The organism is Sphingomonas sp. M1-B02, assembly GCF_026167525.1.
GTDB lineage: Bacteria > Pseudomonadota > Alphaproteobacteria > Sphingomonadales > Sphingomonadaceae > Sphingomonas.
The window spans coordinates 2,743,507-2,760,105 of sequence record NZ_CP110679.1 but is presented as its reverse complement, the minus strand read 5'-3'; the positions used below and the strand labels follow the sequence as shown (position 1 = coordinate 2,760,105).

At 65.4% G+C, this 16,599-nt stretch carries 10 protein-coding genes; 8 read left to right on the top strand and 2 right to left on the bottom strand.

Annotated features, from left to right (window positions below):
- Nucleotides 1-115 precede the first annotated feature (115 nt).
- Nucleotides 116-1,390, top strand: a complete 1,275-nt coding sequence (locus OKW87_RS13235) for a surface lipoprotein assembly modifier (protein WP_265540218.1) — start codon at nt 116-118, stop codon at nt 1,388-1,390.
- Between the two features lie 17 nt (nt 1,391-1,407).
- Nucleotides 1,408-4,308 (top strand): hypothetical protein, encoded by a 2,901-nt coding sequence (locus OKW87_RS13230; protein WP_265540217.1) that lies wholly within the window; start codon nt 1,408-1,410, stop codon nt 4,306-4,308.
- Nucleotides 4,309-4,509: 201 nt separating this feature from the next.
- On the opposite strand, the gene OKW87_RS13225 is transcribed toward OKW87_RS13230, so the two are convergent.
- A complete protein-coding gene (locus OKW87_RS13225; RefSeq protein WP_265540216.1) occupies nt 4,510-7,248 on the bottom strand; it encodes a TonB-dependent receptor plug domain-containing protein in 2,739 nt (912 codons plus the stop codon).
- A gap of 537 nt (nt 7,249-7,785) precedes the next feature.
- Between OKW87_RS13225 and OKW87_RS13220 the strand changes: the two genes are divergently transcribed.
- The 6 genes from OKW87_RS13220 to OKW87_RS13195 all read left to right on the top strand — a co-directional run bounded on the left by OKW87_RS13220 (nt 7,786) and on the right by OKW87_RS13195 (nt 15,559).
- Nucleotides 7,786-8,874 carry a dipeptidase gene (locus OKW87_RS13220; protein WP_265540215.1) on the top strand — a complete coding sequence of 363 codons (1,089 nt, stop codon included), beginning with the start codon at nt 7,786-7,788 and terminating at the stop codon, nt 8,872-8,874.
- A gap of 2 nt (nt 8,875-8,876) precedes the next feature.
- Nucleotides 8,877-9,917: a DUF1611 domain-containing protein gene (locus OKW87_RS13215; RefSeq protein ID WP_265540213.1), complete on the top strand. Its 1,041-nt coding sequence runs from the start codon at nt 8,877-8,879 to the stop codon at nt 9,915-9,917.
- Nucleotides 9,918-10,096: 179 nt separating this feature from the next.
- Nucleotides 10,097-11,575 (top strand): serine hydrolase domain-containing protein, encoded by a 1,479-nt coding sequence (locus tag OKW87_RS13210; RefSeq protein ID WP_265540212.1) that lies wholly within the window; start codon nt 10,097-10,099, stop codon nt 11,573-11,575.
- Nucleotides 11,576-11,606: 31 nt separating this feature from the next.
- Complete coding sequence (locus OKW87_RS13205) at nt 11,607-13,208, top strand: serine hydrolase (protein WP_265540211.1); 1,602 nt, start codon at nt 11,607-11,609, stop codon at nt 13,206-13,208.
- Nucleotides 13,209-13,311: 103 nt separating this feature from the next.
- The gene (locus OKW87_RS13200; RefSeq protein ID WP_265540209.1) at nt 13,312-13,542 is read left to right on the top strand and encodes a hypothetical protein; all 231 of its coding nucleotides are present in this window, start codon (nt 13,312-13,314) and stop codon (nt 13,540-13,542) included.
- A gap of 61 nt (nt 13,543-13,603) precedes the next feature.
- Nucleotides 13,604-15,559: a serine hydrolase domain-containing protein gene (locus OKW87_RS13195; RefSeq protein ID WP_265540207.1), complete on the top strand. Its 1,956-nt coding sequence runs from the start codon at nt 13,604-13,606 to the stop codon at nt 15,557-15,559.
- A gap of 280 nt (nt 15,560-15,839) precedes the next feature.
- On the opposite strand, the gene OKW87_RS13190 is transcribed toward OKW87_RS13195, so the two are convergent.
- The gene (locus tag OKW87_RS13190) at nt 15,840-16,541 is read right to left on the bottom strand and encodes an IS6 family transposase (RefSeq protein ID WP_265540205.1); all 702 of its coding nucleotides are present in this window, start codon (nt 16,539-16,541) and stop codon (nt 15,840-15,842) included.
- Between the last annotated feature and the right edge of the window lie 58 nt (nt 16,542-16,599).

Sequence of the window (16,599 nt, the reverse complement as noted above, 5' to 3'; positions counted from 1 at the left end):
CACCCCCCTGAACCTAGGGATGCCGCCGCCCCTGCGATCCATCACAGCCCCGGACCAACAGTCCGTTGGGGGATCAAGCGTGGTGATGGTGAAGTGGGGAATGGTGGCTGCGTGCATGACGATATCGTCGATGGCCGCCGCGCAGAGTGATGAACTGGTCGGCCGGGCGATGGCGCTGCACGCGGGTGGCCAGGCGCGAGCCGCGGTCGAATTGCTCCTCCCGTTCGAGGCGCAGCGGGCCGGCGATCCCGATTTCGACTATGCGCTCGGCCTTGCCGCGGCGGACGCCAACTTGCCGGGCGTGGCGCTCCCGGCGCTTCAGCGCGTGCTGGCGAAGCAGCCCGGCAACGTCCAGGCCCGTGCCGAGATTGCGCGCGTCTATGCGATGGCGGGCGATATCGACACGGCGCGCGCCGAGTTCGACACGGTAGTCGCCGATCCGTCGCTCCCCGATCCGGTGCGCCAGCGCTTCGATCGGCTCGTGCGCGACTATGATCGCGAGATTGCCGGGGGCGGGAACACGCTGAGCGGATTCGCCGATCTCGAGGCCGGCTATGACGGCAACATCAACCAGGCGACCGCGGCCGGCACCGTCACGCTGCCGGCCTTTGCCTTTCTCGGCCCGGCGACCCTCGGCGGATCGGCGCGGCGGATCGACGCGGCGTTCGGCCAGCTCCAGGGCGGCATCAGCGCGCAGAATGCGCTGGGCCGCCAGACCCGCGCCTTCGCGTCGGTGCTGGGATTTATTCGCGACAATGCCGAGAATAGCGCGTTCGATCAGGCGGCGCTGACCGGCACGATCGGGATCGGCCATACGCTTGCCAATCGCGACGTGCTTTCGCTGTCGGGCCAGGTCCAGCAATATTGGCTCGGCCACGATCCCTTCCGCGCGAGCTTCGGGGCTATCGGTCAGTTCACGCATCGGCTGGCGGGCGGAGAGGCGCTCTCGTTCGCGGCGAGCTATACGCGGCTCGACTATCACCGCGATCGCCTGCGCGACGCGGATCGCTTTGCCGGCAGCATCACTTATGCCGGCCGCATCGTCTATGCGGCGCTTAGCGGCGGCACCGAGCGGACCCTCCAAAACCCGGCGCGCCACCTGGGCAACGACTTCGTCGGCATCCAGACCGGCACCGAATATCCGCTCTCCCGCAGCATCGCGCTGACCGGCGCGGCGGCGTTCGAGTATCGCGATTATGCCGGGGCGGACCCGCTTTTCCTGCGTGGCCGGCGCGATTCCCAGCTCGATGCCTCGATCGGGCTGCGCGCGGTGGTCGCCACCGGGATCAGCCTGCGCCCGCGCGTTTCCTGGACGCGCAACGCCAGCAACAACGACCTCTACGACTATCGCCGCGTCACGGCCTCGCTCGGCCTGCGCGCCGAGTTCTGATCGAAAGGATCTCACCCATGATTTCTTCGCGCACCGCGCTGCTGGCGCTTGCGACCGGCGCCTCCCTGCTGGCGCTCGCAACCCCCGCCGCAGCCCAGACCATATTGTTCAGCACCGGAACGACCGACGCAGGCGCGGCCCCCACCGGCCCGCTCTCGGGCCCGCTCGCGGTGCGCGGGGGTATCACCCAGTTGCGCACCGATGATGGCGGCCTGCTGTCCTTCGTCGGAGATTCCACCTTCGAGGTCGAGGGCTCGACCGTGAAGATCGCCATGGGGAAATTCACGGCGCGGGCCGGCAGGAATGCGCTTCGCATCGTGGCGCCCGATGGCACTACGGCGACGCTGGGCGCAGGCAATGCGGCCAGCTTCGGCGTGACGAATGGCGGACTGACCGGGCGCGCGCTGAGCGGTCAGGTGTCGATCGCTTCGGGTTCGGAAAGCCGCCGCTTCGGCGTCGGCGACGCGTTCGCGGCCGACGCGCAGGATGTCTCCGCGGTGGTGACCGCCGGGGTGCAGCCGTCCTCGGCTGCGACCGTCGTGGCCGCCGCCCCGAGCTTCGCGCTGGAGTCGGAGAATCCGCTGCTGCCGATCTATCGCGAGGCCAACCGCGCCGATGTGCTGGCACAGGCGCTGGCGCTACGCGACACCGCGATCGGCGTGAACTTCGAGTCGGTTTCGCGGGCGACGGCGGACGTGAACCTGGCCTTCTTGCGCGCCGGCGGAACAGCCGGCGGCTTCTCTCCGGCACTCGCAGGCTCGACGCTCCAGCAATATCTGTCGGCGCTGCGCAGCGGCGCGACCCCTGCCGGCGCGACCCTGGCCAACGCCTATCTCGGCTATTTCTCCGCCGACGGACTGACCGGCCTCGCGGCGCAGCAGCGAGCGATCATCGAGGCCTATACGCGCATCCTGGCCGCAGGCGGCTCGTCCGGCAGCTTCAACGACGCGACGATCGGCACGGCATACTCCGATTACGTGCGTCAGCTCGCCGCGGGGGCGGCCAATGGCGGACTGAGCCCCGCCGTCCTCGCCGCCTATGAGAATTATGTCCGCTCGCTCGGCTTCGGCGAGACTTTCGACGCGGGCCGCCGCGCGCAGATCGAGGCGTTTCAGCGGCTCCAGGCGGCAGGCGGTTCGGCGTCCGCGGCGGCAGGGGTGGAGGTGGTCGATCGCTATCTCGCTTTCCTGGCAAGCGGTGGCATCGCCGCGAATTACACCGGCGCTTCGACGAACCTCATCGCCATCTATCTCGATTATCTGCGCAGCGTCGGCTTTCCCCAGGGCACCGATCCCGACGCGGTCGCACGGTTGCTCGCTTTCTACGCGCATATCGCGGCGGGCGGCAGCATCGCGACCTCTCCGACGACGACGCCGCCGGTGGTGACCCCGCCGGTTGTCACACCCCCCGTTGTTACTCCGCCGACCACCACCCCCGCTACCTATGCCGGCGCGTTCAGCGGTCGTGCGGGCACGACCTCCTTCGGCGGCGACGCCGGTGCAGTTGCGGTGGAGATCGACGCGGCGGGCTATCCGCGCTCTTTCTACGGCAACCAGCGTGTCGGCACTGCCCGGCTGGCCGAGTCGGCGAACGGCGAAGGCTGGGTGATCGGCCGCTATACCGACGGCACCTTGAGCCGTACCGCGCAGGGCACTTCCACCGAAGTGACGCTATCGCCGAACGAGAGCCTGCATTTCGCCTTGGGGACGTCCTACGTCCCCTTCACCGGCAATCGCGGCAGCGCCCGCTATCAGATCGCAGGCTTCACCACCCCGACCTATGCCGATGGCGCGGCGGTGACCGCAGCGTCGCTGACCGGGTCGATGCTCGTCCAGTTCGGCAGCCAGCTCAAATATGGCGTGGAAGGATCGCTGACCACGATGGCGGCGGGGCAGGCGCAGCGCTATGACTTTGTCAGCGCCGGTGGGCTGACCGCGCCTTCGCTCACGGGCTCGGTCACCGCAAACGGCTTCTACCTGTTCGGCCAGGCGCCCGTCACGACGAAGGACGCACGCTGCACGGCAGGATGCCGCTTTGCTCCCAACATGTTCGGTAGCGGCGCCGATGGGCAAGTGATCGCCGGGACCTACTCGCTGCTCGCAACCAATGCGGTGCTGACCGGCGGCGCGGTCTTCACCCAGACCAGCCGCGATACCGCGGTGGCGCCGGTGACGCCCGTCACGCCACCGGTGACTCCGGTGGCAACGGGGGCGCCCACCGGCTTCGTCGAGTTCGCCGGGATCGGTGCGTTCACCGAACTCAACGGCACCAGCGTCCAGACCCAATCGGTCGCCGCCTCCGACGGCAAGCTGGAGAGCATCCGCGCCAATGGCCGCGGCACCAATGTCGACCGCGAATATGGCGGGCTGGCCGGCGCGATCGGCTGGACGCGCTGGTCGGGCGGCACCACCCAGGCGCAAGTTGTCGGGCGGGGGACCGCGACGATCGCCGAAAATGGCGGGCAGCATATGGTCTGGGGCAAGCAGGTGACCAATTTGCCCACCAGCGGCACCGCAAGCTATACGCTTGCCGGGGCGACCAAGCCGACCGACAATAACGGGTCGGTTGCGCCCGGAACGCTTGCCTCCGGCAGCCTGGCCGTCGATTTCGCGACGATGCGGGTCGGCTACGATCTCTCGGTTCAGTTCGGCGGCGCGACCTATGGCTTCCAGTCGCGCGGCGGATCGGCAGCACCCAGCCTGGCCGTGACCAGCGGCGGGCGCTTCACCTCGTCTTTCCGTGATTCGGAAGGCCCGCTGGTCACCGGCAATGGCTGCAGCGGCACCAACTGCTTCGCCGAGACCTTCGGCTTCCTGGCGGGGTCAGGCGCTTCTCATGCCGGGCTGACCTATCACTTCCTGTCGGGGCCGAGCGGAAGCATCGTGAATGGGGCGGCGGTGTTCGCGAAAGGGCCGTAGGCAGCGGGGAGCATCACGGCCGGGTTGTGCGCGCAACATGTCCGCCTCTCACGGTTGCGTGCCAGCGCCGCTTTCGTTTGGAGTCGGCTCGATGGGTCCCTTTGGGAGGGCCCGCTGGCTTCGACAGGGAAACGAATGGGGGCGATCCGCCAAGGCGGACGCCCCCATTCGCCGGTTCTGCAGTCGGGGGAGAGATCGACCTCAGAACTTTACGCGTGCGCCCATCGAGAAATAGGTGCCGACGATATCGTAATGCGGGTTGCCCGCGGTGCTGATCGGCGGAGCGACATCGAAGACATTGTTGACGTTGGCAGACAAGGTGAACGAGTCGAGCACCTTGAACTGGATCCCCAGGTCCACATAGGTGCGCGATTTTATCTCATTGTTGATCAGCCCTTCGAGGGCCACGGTGGCGGGATTGTCGATGAGCAGCTGGTTGAACTTGCCGCCATCGACGTAGCGCACCCGGGCATCGAAGCCGAGATTGCTGTCCTGATAGGTAGCGCCGAACGTTCCCCGCCACTTGGGAAGGCCTAGCGCCACCGCATCGCCCACATCGCCCGCGGTGTTGAGGATCGGGGGAACACCGGTGCTCTGGATGTACCGATCGACATAAGTGGCGAGCGCGCGGAAGCGCAGCGAGCCGCCCATGTTCGCGCCGAGCTGCGACATCTGCAGCAGGTAGGACATCTCAACGTCGACGCCGCGGGTCTGGACGCTGGCGACGTTCTGCGCGTTCGCCCGCGCCTCGACGACCGTCTGCGTCGTGGGATCGCGGGTGATCCGATCGCAGGCGGCCTGGTTCCCCTGCGAACAAGCGAAGGTGAGATTGGCTGCCGAAAGCGTCGCGATCGCACCTTCGATCTCGATGTCGTAATAGTCGACGGAGACATTGAAGCCGCGCATGAAGGACGGCGCATAGGAAGCGCCGATCGTCAGCGTCTTGCCGATTTCCGGCTGCAGGTCGGGATTGCCGCCGCTGTAGGTCGTGACCGTCGCGGGCGTCGCATTGTAGCCCGGAATGACGCCGGCGCGGCCGGCCGTATCGCGATCGACAAGGGCGCCCACAGTGATCCGGCGCACCGAGAACAGATCGCCGATGCCGGGCGATCGGATGTCGCGCGACTTTGTGGCGCGCAGCAGCAGATCGTCGAACAGCCGCGCAGTGCCGCCGACCTTCCATGACCAGATCCCGCCGCTGTTGCTATAGTCCGAATAGCGCGCGGCGCCGTTGACATCCAAGCGTATCGTGTCGCTCACATCGAGCAGCGGCAGCGCAATTTCGCCGAAGGCTTCCTTCACGTTGAAGCCGCCGGCGAGGTCGCTGGTGAACAGCGGAATGCCGAAGCCGCCGGCCAGGGTGGCGGCGTCGCGCGTCGAGACCGATTCTTCCCACCGCGCCTCCGCGCCCACCGCGACGGTGACCGGGCCGGCCCACAGCGAGAATATATCGCCCTGGACCTCAACACCGGCAGCGTCGAGCTTGTTGGTCGAGAAGGATTGCTGCGTGCCGCGGACATAGGCAATCGACTCGGCCGACGCATTGCCCTGGCCGAACAGGTTCAGGGGGCGGCAGGCCGGATCGTCATTGGCGGTCGATGCATCGGCGTTGATCGCGCAAACGACCTGACCATTCATCGAGACGGCGTTGATCGCATTGGCGAACTGCGCCGCCATGCGGTTGTTGGTGACCGTCTGGTGGCTCTCGACTTCGCCGTGGCTATAATAAGCGCTATATTTGAAGCGCTCGCCGCCGAAGCTGCCGTCAATGCCGACCGCCACTTCCTTATTCTCGCGCACGGTATCGAAGTTCAGTAGAAACAGGTCGTTATAGACCCGGCCCAGCGTGAAGCTGGTCTGGCCCGCTGCCGCCAGTCGGGCGCGGATTGCGGACGAGAGGAAGGGGTTGGTCGCCTGGATAGTAGGCGGCGCGATGGTAAAATCGGGGACGAACTTCGCGTCGGTGGCGGCGCGGCCATAGGTGCCGTCGATCCACACCTTCGCTCCGCCAATGTCGTAACTCAGGCGCGCATAGGCGTTGAACCGCTCGAAAGGCGTCGCGGCGAGCACGTCGTCATAGAGGGCGCGGCCCTCTCCGCCAATGCCGCGCGAGTCGGTGGCCGCGAAGGTCCGAAGCGTACCGTCCGAGTTGAACACCTGTCCGGCCAGCACGCCGCTGGTGATAAGGCCATCGACGCTCTGGTTGGTGCCGAAGGCAGACAGGTTGACGTCGCGTACCAGCTCGTTGCGGAGGTCGGCCAGGCTGCCTGGAGTAACACGGACGATGGCAGCGCTGCCCAGGTTGGGCCGTGAATTACGGTCGGGGATGCCTTCGTCGTCGACATATTCGGCGCCAACGATGAAATGGCCGTTGCCGCCGGCGAAGCTGGTGCCGAAGCTGGCATCGGCCCCGTATCGCATGCCGTCGCCGCGCGACGAGATGCCGGTCTGACCGCCGACCGCGAAGCCCTCGAGATCGTCCTTGAGGATGATGTTGACGACTCCTGCGACCGCGCCCGAGCCCCATGCCGCGGAGGCACCGCCGGTTACGACTTCCAGCCGCTCGACCAAGCTGATCGGCACGAAGTTCAGATTGTTCTCGCCCGCGAAGCGGCGCCCGTTGAGGAGTGTCAGCGTGCGCGCGGTGCCCAGCCCGCGCAGATCGACCGGCGCGGTGCCGGCCGAGGTGTTGCCTACCGACACCTGCGGCGTGACGGTCGGGCGGACCTGGGGCAGGTCGTTCAGAACCTGCTGGATGTTGGGTCGCGCGCCCTGACGCAATTCGACGTCGCCCAAAACCGTTGTCGGAGTCGGCTGGTCAAAGCCGGCGCGGGCGATTCGCGATCCGGTCACGACGATCGAGGTATCCTCGGATGTCTCGTTCGCGCCTGCCTCCTCGGCAGGGCTGCCGGTGCTTTGCACCGCACTGGTTTGTGCCATGGCAGCGCTGGCCGAGAAGAGCGCGATGGCTACCGCCATTGCGCTGCCGCCACGCGCGATTTGCGCACCCGTCCGTTGCAGACCCGTTCGCATTACCGTTCCCCTTGAATTTCCAACGCCGTCTATGAGCGCCCTCCCGCCTGCCGCGCTGATGCATTCTCGCAGGCGTCAGAATGATTACATATCGTCCTGATTGAGACAATAGTTTCTTATCCTGCTATTTTAGGCTGATACACGGCAATTTTTGTGCGTGCAGGATGATCCGTCAATAATGGGCCCGGGACGGGACCATCAAGCCTCCGATTCGTGAGCAGATTCATACCTGCGCAAGAAGCGACCAGGGATTAGGCGGCAGGGTGTGCGCCAGTCGTTATCACCACGAGAGCTATCCGGCACTCCACGGGGCGATCGGCAGCGCCGGAAAATTCCAGGCCGGTTGACGTTCTCTATTTAGGATCATAGCATCCTGTTTGGAAATAGTGGGGGAAGATAATGCCGAGGGTTTCACGGCGCCAGATGCTCGGCGGAACGATGGCCATGATGAGCGCCCCGATGCTCAATCTCGGCAGCTTCAGAGCCCGTGCGGCGCCGGCGCGAACCTATTCGAAGCGCGCGCTCGATCTCGTCCACCGCTCGGTGGTCATCGATATGCTCGCCCCGATCAAGATCGACTTCTCCCCCGAATATTATGGCAAGCCGCTGAGCGAGAAGGAGGCGGCCGACTGGCGTGCCAGCGGCATCACCGCCATCCATCACGCAGTGGGCCTGGGCGGCCCCAATGCCAAGGAGCAGGCGCTCAACTTCTTCGCGGTCTGGGGCAATTTCGTAGCCCGCAACAGCCATGTCTTCACCGGCATCGACAAGTTCGCCGACATTCAGCGCGCCAAGCGCGATGGCAAGGTCGCGGTGATCATGGGCCTGCAGAATGCCGATCACTTCCTGCGACCCGCCGACGTGAAGGCATTCTACGACCTCGGCCAGCGCTGCGCGCAACTTACCTATAATTCGCAGAACCGCATCGGATCGGGATCGACCGACCGCGTAGACGGCGGCATCAGCGATTTCGGCGCCGAAATCATCAAGTCGATGAACGACGTCGGCATGCTGGTCGATGTGTCGCACAGCGGAGATCGCACCACGCTCGATGCGATCGCCATCTCGCCCAAGCCGATCGCCATCACGCACAGCAATTGTCGTGCGCTGATCGATCATCCGCGGGTCAAGACCGATGAAGCGATCAAGGCGCTCGCCGCGAAAGGCGGCGTGATGGGCATCACCGGTGTACGCAATTTCGTGAGTAAGACCGATCCGACGACGATCGTGAACTATGCCGATCATATCGATCATGTCGTCAAGCTGGTGGGCATCGACCACGTCGGCATCGGCACCGATTCCGATCTCTATGGCTATGACGACACCTCGCCCGAGATGAACAAGATGCTGCGCGGCGCCTACAAGGACAGCTACGCCTTTCGCGAGAAGATCGATATCGACGGCTTCGATCACCCGCTCAAGATGTTCGACCTGACGGAGGAGCTGATCCGCCGCAGATATTCCGATGCGAACATCCTCGCGGTGCTCGGCGGCAATTTTCAGCGCCTTCTTACCTCGACATGGGGCGGCTGACCGTGAACGCTCCATTCGACCCCGGTGCCGGAACGTTGGTCCTGCCCCAGCCCTATCTGCTCTTCCTGGGAGACACGACCGAGCGAGGCTTTGCAAAGACGGCGTTCGGATTGCGAGACTGGGCCCGAGACAAGTGCGTCGGAGAGCTTTCGCTACCGGGCGCGACGGTGACCACCGGCCTGCCGCAAATGTCATCCGGCGAGGCGTTCGCAGCGGGCGCGCGGGCGCTCGTGATCGGCGTCGCCAATAGCGGCGGAATCATCCCGGCAAATTGGCGTGCCTCGCTGGTCGAAGCGCTCGAATCGGGTCTCGACATCGTCAGCGGAATGCATGTCCGTCTCACCGACATTCCCGAACTTGCCGAGACCGCGCACCTGCTCGGGCGGCGACTGATCGACGTGCGGGTGCCGCCGGAGGGGTTGCCGGTCGGGACCGGGCGCAAACGCTCCGGCAAGCGCCTGCTCACGGTCGGAACCGATTGCGCGCTGGGCAAGAAATATACTGCGCTGGCATTGTCGCGCGCGTTTGCGGAGCGCGGACTAGATGTCGATTTCCGCGCGACCGGCCAGACCGGGATCATGATTGCCGGCGGCGGCATACCGATGGACGCGATCATCTCGGATTTCGAGGCGGGCGCGGCCGAGATCTTGTCGCCCGATGCCGATCCCGATCACTGGGACGTGGTGGAAGGCCAGGGCTCGCTTGCTCACCCGGCTTATGCGGGGGTGGCGCTCGGCCTACTCCACGGCAGCCAGCCCGATGTGTTCGTTCTCTGCCATGAGCCGGGCCGCGAAACGGTGCTGGGTGCTCCCGGATATACGTTGCCGAGCGTCGAGGAAATCATCGAATTGACGCTGCTGCTCGGACGACGAACCAACCCCGCGATCCGCTGCGGTGGCCTTGCGTACAATACGTCGGCGCTCGACGAAGTCGAGGCGGCCCGACTGATGGCCCAAGACAGCGAACGGCTGGGATTGCCCGTCGCCGATCCGATCCGGCGCGGGCCCGCGTTTGACCTGCTCATCGAGGAATGCCTTCGTTGAGCCGCGCGGCGGACAGCGGCGGCAGATCGAGCTGGTTTCAGCGTTTCCTGTTGCCCGGGTTCGCGTTCAAGCCAGTGGTTTCTCGCTTACACTATCCTGCCGGTCCATGTGATCCCGCTGCTAACCATCGGAGCATGGAAGCGGTCGCACGGTGCCGGCCCATCTCTGGGAGCCCCTCAATGAAGGTCGCACTTCACACTCGCCTCGCGCTCGGCGCGCTGGCCTTGCCGTTGCTCTCCTCGCAGCTGGCAGTCGGCCCTGCCCTTGCCCAGGCACGACCGACGTCGATCGCCGCACCGCGGATCGCGGGCCTGGCGGACTTTGTCGACGGCGTGGTCGCCCAGCAGATCGCAACCCGTGAAGTGGCCGGTGCGGTCGTGACCGTGGTCTATCAGGGCAAGGTGCTGTTCACGCGCGGCTACGGCTTTGCTGATATCGACAAGGGGCTGGCAGTCGATCCGCAGCGAACCTTGTTCCGCCCGGGATCGGTCTCCAAGCTGTTCACCTGGACCGCGCTGATGCAGCAGGTCGAGCTCGGCCGCGTCTCGCTCGACGCGGACGTGAATAGCTATCTCGATTTCAAGATTCCCGAATTCGGCAGCAAGCCGATCCGCGTCCGCGATCTACTGTCGCACAGTCCCGGCATGAGCGACGTCGGCGGCTTCATCTTTGCCGACGAGAGCAAGCTCGTCCCTTATGGCGATTGGCTCAAGGCGCACATCCCGGCCCGGCTGTGGGACGCGGGCACCGAGATTTCCTATTCCAACTTCGGCGCCGCGCTGGCTGGATTTATCGTCGAGCGCGTTTCGGGCGAGCCCTTCGCCGACTATGCCGACAAGCATATTTTCAGACCGCTCGCCATGAATGCGACGACCTTCCGCGAGCCACTGCCGCGGGCGATGCGCGACCATATGGCGACCGGCTACAGGTTCGCGGACGGCGTGTTCGTAGCCAAACCTTTCGAATATCTGAGCTCGATCATGCCTGCCGGCTCAGCGACGGCGAGCGGGCCCGACATGGCGCGCTTCATGCTCGCGATGCTGGGCGAAGGGAGGTTGGGCGGTGCGCGGATATTGAAGCCCGAATCGGTACGCCTGCTACACAGCAATTCGTTTGCCAACGCGCCGCGCGTGAACGGCATGGCGCACGGCTTCCTGGTCGAACGCAATGCCGGACCCCGGATGATCGGGCACGCCGGCAACACCGGGGATTTCCATTCCGATCTGGTGATCGTGCCGCAGGCCGGCTTCGGCTTCTTCGTCTCGACCACGGGTGGGCAGAAAAGCTCTCCCGCGCGCACCGAGTTGCGCGACGCGATCATCGGGCGGCTGTTCCCGCAAGCGCCCGCGCCCGCATGGGCCGGCGACGCGAGCCCGCCGCAGCTGGGAAGCTATCGCGGCAATCGTCGCGACTATAACCGGACGCCGGATCCCAAGCGCGACCTGATCGTCGCCGCCGCCGGCGCGCGCATGCTGACGATCGAGGCAGAGGGCGTGAAGACCGCCTGGCGCCAGATCGGGCCGCGCCTGTACGAGCAGGTCACCGGCGCGCGCGCGGGTGGTCCGTACGACCAGATCGAATTCTATGGCACGCCCAAGGATCCGCGCCTGTCGTTCACGTCGCAACCTTACGCGACCTACCATTTCGTAAAGCCCTGACCCGGCGGCCGCACTCGCAAGGAACTTCAATATGGCGCACCCGATCCCCTCGCGTTCGAGACTCGTATCTGGCGCGACGCTGTTGTGGCTGCTGACCGCCCCCTCGATCGCACTGGCGGATCCGCCTGCGGAATTCGAGCGGATCGTCGAGGATCTGCGCAAGTCGGCCGGCGTGCCCGGAATGTCGATTGCGATCGTCGAGAATGGCAAGGTCACGCTCGCCAAGGGGTTCGGCGTCCGCAAGCTGGGCGCACCCGAGACGGTCACGCCCGACACGATCTTTCCCAACGGGTCGACCGGCAAGGCCTTCACCGTCGCCGCGCTCGCGGTGCTCGTCGATCAGGGAAAGATCGGCTGGGATGACAAGGTGATCGACCGACTGCCCGGCTTCCAGATGTATGACCCCTGGGTGACGCGCGAAATGACGATCCGCGACCTGCTCGTGCATCGCAGCGGCCTCGGCCTCGGCGCGGGCGACTTGCTGTTCGTGCCCAGCACCAATCTGACCCGCAAGGAAAGCGTGCGGCGGCTGCGCTTCATCAAGCCGGCGACGAGCTTTCGCAGCGGCTATGCCTATGACAACATCCTCTACATGGTCGCCGGCCAGCTGATCGAGGAGGTCAGCGGCCAGACCTGGGAGGCATTCGTCGCAGAACATGTTCTGCGCAAGGGCGGCATGACGACCGCTACCACCGACGACCAGCATCGCTTCACCACCGCCGACCGAGCGCATCCGCATGCGCGCACCAGCGGCGCTTTCCGCGGCATCGGCGCGCAAGAGCTTCTCGACGAGCGCAAGGGCCTGGGCGACAATGCAGCACCCGCGGGCGGCCTGGCGGTCAGCGCCAACGATATGGCGCGCTGGCTCTCGATCCAGCTGGCGCAGGGCAAACTCCCCGAGGGTGGCCAATTGTACAGCCCCGCGCAGGCGACCGAGATGTGGAAGCCCGTCGTCCTCCAGCCGACCGGTACGATGCCCGAGGCGATGAAGGCCGCGCAGCCGCTGTTCAGCACCTACGCGCTCGGCTGGGGGGTCAAGGATTATAAGGGCGCACGCATCATCTCGCACGGCGGCGCCGTCTTCGGCTTCCAGGCCACCGTGGTGCTGATCCCCGAAAAGAATATCGGCTTCGCGATGATGATCAATTCAGAGGATGGCGAGACGATCCAGGGGCTGACCTATCAGCTGCTCGACCATTATCTGGGCACGTCCACGCAGGATTGGGTATCGACATGGCGCACCTTCAAGCAGCAGCGGCAGGAGCGCGCGCTGAAGGCGCTGGGCGGCGAAGCGGCCAAGCCCGCCAAGGCCGGCCCGTCGCTCCCCCTCGCGCGCTATGCCGGCGACTTCACCGATCCCTGGTATGGGCCGATCAGCATTCGCGCCGAGCGCGGCAAGCTCCACATCGACTTCAAGCAGTCGCCTGGAATGACGGGGACGCTCGAACATTGGCAGTATGACAGCTTTCGCACCCGCTGGGACGATAAGAGTTTCGAGCCGGCCTACGTCAATTTCGGTCTGAATGCCGACGGCAAGGTAGAACGGATCACGATGAAGGCCGTCTCCCCCGCCGCCGATTTTAGCTGGGATTATCACGACCTGCTGTTCACCCCAGTCGTCGGGCCGAAATGAGCCTGGTCGATCGCACACGGGCAGTGCGAGCCTTGCCGCGATCCCGTTGCGCGCACCCGACGGCGGGATCCCACCCCGGCACCCGCTCGAGAGGGGGGATCCCGTGAAGCACGTGGCAACGGCCTTGCTGTTTGTGGCGGCGTTGGCCGGTGCCGGCCCGATTTCGGTCGCGAACGCGCAGGCCGCGCCCGACGCCGCGCTCCAGCAGGCGATCGACGCCGTCGCCGGCGACGTGATCGAAGGCCCGAACCTGATCCTCGACTTCGCCGCTCTCGGCGCTTTCGAGAGCATCCAGCACGCCGCCGGGCCCCGGCGCCGTTGCACGACGAAATGACTATCCGTTCGACACCATCCGAATGGCCGAATCTACGGCCCCATCAAGAAAGAGGTTGGCCATGAAACTTCTGTTCGCTCTAGCCCTGATGAGCCTGCCGCTTACCGCGGTCGCGCAAGTGGCCCCGCCATCCGATACGCACGGCAAGACGACGTCCGGCACTGCCTATACCCAGCCCAAGGACTGGCGCGGGACCACGCAAGGTCCGACGACCGTCTTCACGGCGCCCGAGTCCGACCTCAGCATCGCAGTGATCGACGCCGGCGATGCCGCCAATGCGCAGGCAGCTGCGGCCAAGGCTTGGGCGCTCTATAAGCCCGGTGTCACCCGCAAGGTCCGGCTGAGCGTCCCGGGCACGCGGAGCGAGGGCTGGGACGAACGCGTCAGCATCGCCTACGAGACGTCCCCAAGCGAACGCGCGGTCGCATCGGCAGTCGCAATGCGCAAAGGCACGTCCTGGACCGTCCTGATCGTCGACGGTGCCGAGGCGACCGCCAACAAGCGTTCTGCCGCCACCGCGATTCTCCAGTCAAGCTTGCGACCAGCCGGCTATATCCGCGAAAGCTTCGCGGGCAAGACCGCACATCGGCTGACGCCCGACCGAGTCCAGGCGCTCCGCGACTTCGTGGCGGAGTCCGCGAATGCGCTCGGTGTGCCCGGCGTCGGCATTGCCCTGATCGATCAGGGCAAGGTCGTCTGGCAGGGCGGCGTCGGCGTGCGCGAGCTCGGCAAACCCGCGCCGATCGACGAGCATACCAAGTTCATGGTCGCCTCCAATACCAAGGGCATGGCGACGCTTCTGCTTTCGGTGCTCGCCGACGAAGGCAAATTGCGCTGGGATCAGCACGTCACCGATCTCTATCCCGCCTTCCGCCTCGGCAGCGATGAAGTGACCAAGTCGGTGCTCGTGCGCCATCTCGTCTGTGCCTGCACCGGGCTGCCGCGCAAGGATTATGCCTTCATCCTCGCCGACGCCGGCGCGCCTGCCTCGGACACGTTCCGCCAGCTGGCGGTTACCCAGCCAACCAGCAAATTCGGCGAGCTGTTCCAGTACAACAACCTGATGGCGTCGGCGGCCGGCTATCTGGGCGGCTCGCTCGCTTATCCAGGCATGGAGCTTGGCGCCGCGTTCGACAAGGCAATGCAGAGCCGCATCTTCGGTCCGCTGGGCATGCGCGATACGACCTTCGACAATGCAGCGGCAGAACGCGGCAATTGGGCGCGGCCGCACGGGCTAGACGTCGACGGCCGGATGATCGAGATTTCGAACCAATTCAACCATCTGATCGTGCCGCATCGCCCCGCAGGCGGCGCCTGGTCGAGCACTGCCGATATGGCGCGCTACGCACAGCTCGAAATGTCGAAGGGCGTCACGCCCGAAGGCAAGCGGCTGGTGAGCGAAGCCAATATCGTCGAGCGGCGCCGGCGCGGCGTCGCAGTGGGCGAAGACAGCTGGTACGGCATGGGACTGTTCGAACGAGTCGCCTGGGGCGTCCCCGTCGTGACGCATGGCGGCACCCTGCAGGGCTATCACAGCAACTTCTACGTCCTGCCCGAGGCGCAAATCGGCGCAGTGATCCTGACCAACGCCGATCCCGGCGCGGCGATGCTGGCGCCCTTCCTCCGCCGCCTGCTCGAGGTCGTCTATGACGGCCAGCCGGAGGCCGCGCAGGACATTGCCTCCGCTGCGGCGCGCATGAAGGCCCAGGCCGCAGCCCGCCGCGCGCGTCTGACGGTGCCAGGCGATCCGGCTGTGCTCGCCAATCTCGCTGCGTCCTATCGCAGCCCCGAGGGCAACTCGATCACGATCCGCGATCAGGGCGGCGCGAAATGGTTGAAGGCCGGCTTCATCGAAGGTCCGATTGCCACGCGCAAAAACCCCGACGGAAGCGTTTCGCTGGTTTCGATAGGCGGCGGTGGGATCGGCGTCGACGCCTCGATCGGAAACAAGGACCGCGCCCGCACGCTGACCATTCGGGACAGCCAGCACGAATATGTCTATAGCGAGGTGCGGTAAGCGGCATTGCCGCGCCCTCATTGCAGAGGCGCAGCGAGATTGGCGGGCGCGATGGCGGCTTCCGGATTGATGTCGTCGCCATCGGTGTCGCCTTGGCTCTGCCAGCACCCCGACCTTGGATGCAGCGAGCTTTCCATCGCGTCACCCCAAACCAGCCCACAATTTTGTGGGATAGTGTCGGATCTCCTGAAATCCCCTGGAAAAAGGTCAGGTGGCGGTCCTGTCAGTCTAATGCGAACCGCTCTCCACACGATGCAGTTTGGCCCTCGAGCGCGGCGGCCTAGCTCGCAAGGATCTGCCACTCAGCCAGGGCGGCTGAGCGGCGTTCCTTGAACGTTTTTCGATCGACTAGATGGCGCTCCAGGTTGAAGTGGTTGTGAACGTTGGCATGCACGCTGGCGAATTTCTGCAGCGTCTTCATCCGTCGAAATCGGAGCATTGCTCGCTCTCGTCTTCGGAATGAGAGGTGGCTATTCTCGACGCGGTTGTTGGCCCAACGTCCCACTTCCTGCTTCTCGGTATTGCCAAGTTCTTTCATCGCCGCCTTGTACGACCGGAGCCCATCAGTGGTGATCGCCTCGGGCGAACCATGCCGCTTCAGCGCCTTCTTCATGAAGTGCAACGCGGCGTTCTTATCGCGGGCCTTGGTGATGTAGCTCTCAAGGATCTCGCCCTCATGGTCGACAGCACGCCAGAGGTAGACCATCTCTCCGTTGAGCTTCACGTACATCTCGTCGAGATGCCACCGCCACTGCCGGAAGCCGCGCATCCGACTGATCCTCTGACGGCGAATATCGCCGGCAAACATCGGGCCGAACCGATTCCACCAATGCCGCACGGTCTCGTGGCAGATGTCGATGCCGCGCTCGAACAGCAGGTCCTCCACGTTCCGTAAGCTGAGAGGAAACCGAACGTACATCATCACTACGAGGCGGATCACCTCGGGTGAGGAGTTGAAGCGCCGGAATGGGCTCGGTGGCAACGCTCTCGATTGCGGCTCATGCCCAGCCCGTTAACGAGCACCGCGGACCGGCGCCACA

Excerpts from the sequence above, each read along its gene's own strand:
- OKW87_RS13210 (WP_265540212.1), top strand. The coding sequence starts at position 10,097 with ATGAAGGTCGCACTTCACACTCGCCTCGCGCTCGGCGCGCTGGCCTTG.
- OKW87_RS13220 (WP_265540215.1), top strand. The coding sequence starts at position 7,786 with ATGATGAGCGCCCCGATGCTCAATCTCGGCAGCTTCAGAGCCCGTGCG.
- OKW87_RS13230 (WP_265540217.1), top strand. The coding sequence starts at position 1,408 with ATGATTTCTTCGCGCACCGCGCTGCTGGCGCTTGCGACCGGCGCCTCC.
- OKW87_RS13235 (WP_265540218.1), top strand. The coding sequence starts at position 116 with ATGACGATATCGTCGATGGCCGCCGCGCAGAGTGATGAACTGGTCGGC.
- OKW87_RS13225 (WP_265540216.1), bottom strand. The coding sequence starts at position 7,248 with ATGGCACAAACCAGTGCGGTGCAAAGCACCGGCAGCCCTGCCGAGGAG.
- OKW87_RS13195 (WP_265540207.1), top strand. The coding sequence starts at position 13,604 with ATGAAACTTCTGTTCGCTCTAGCCCTGATGAGCCTGCCGCTTACCGCG.
- OKW87_RS13205 (WP_265540211.1), top strand. The coding sequence starts at position 11,607 with ATGGCGCACCCGATCCCCTCGCGTTCGAGACTCGTATCTGGCGCGACG.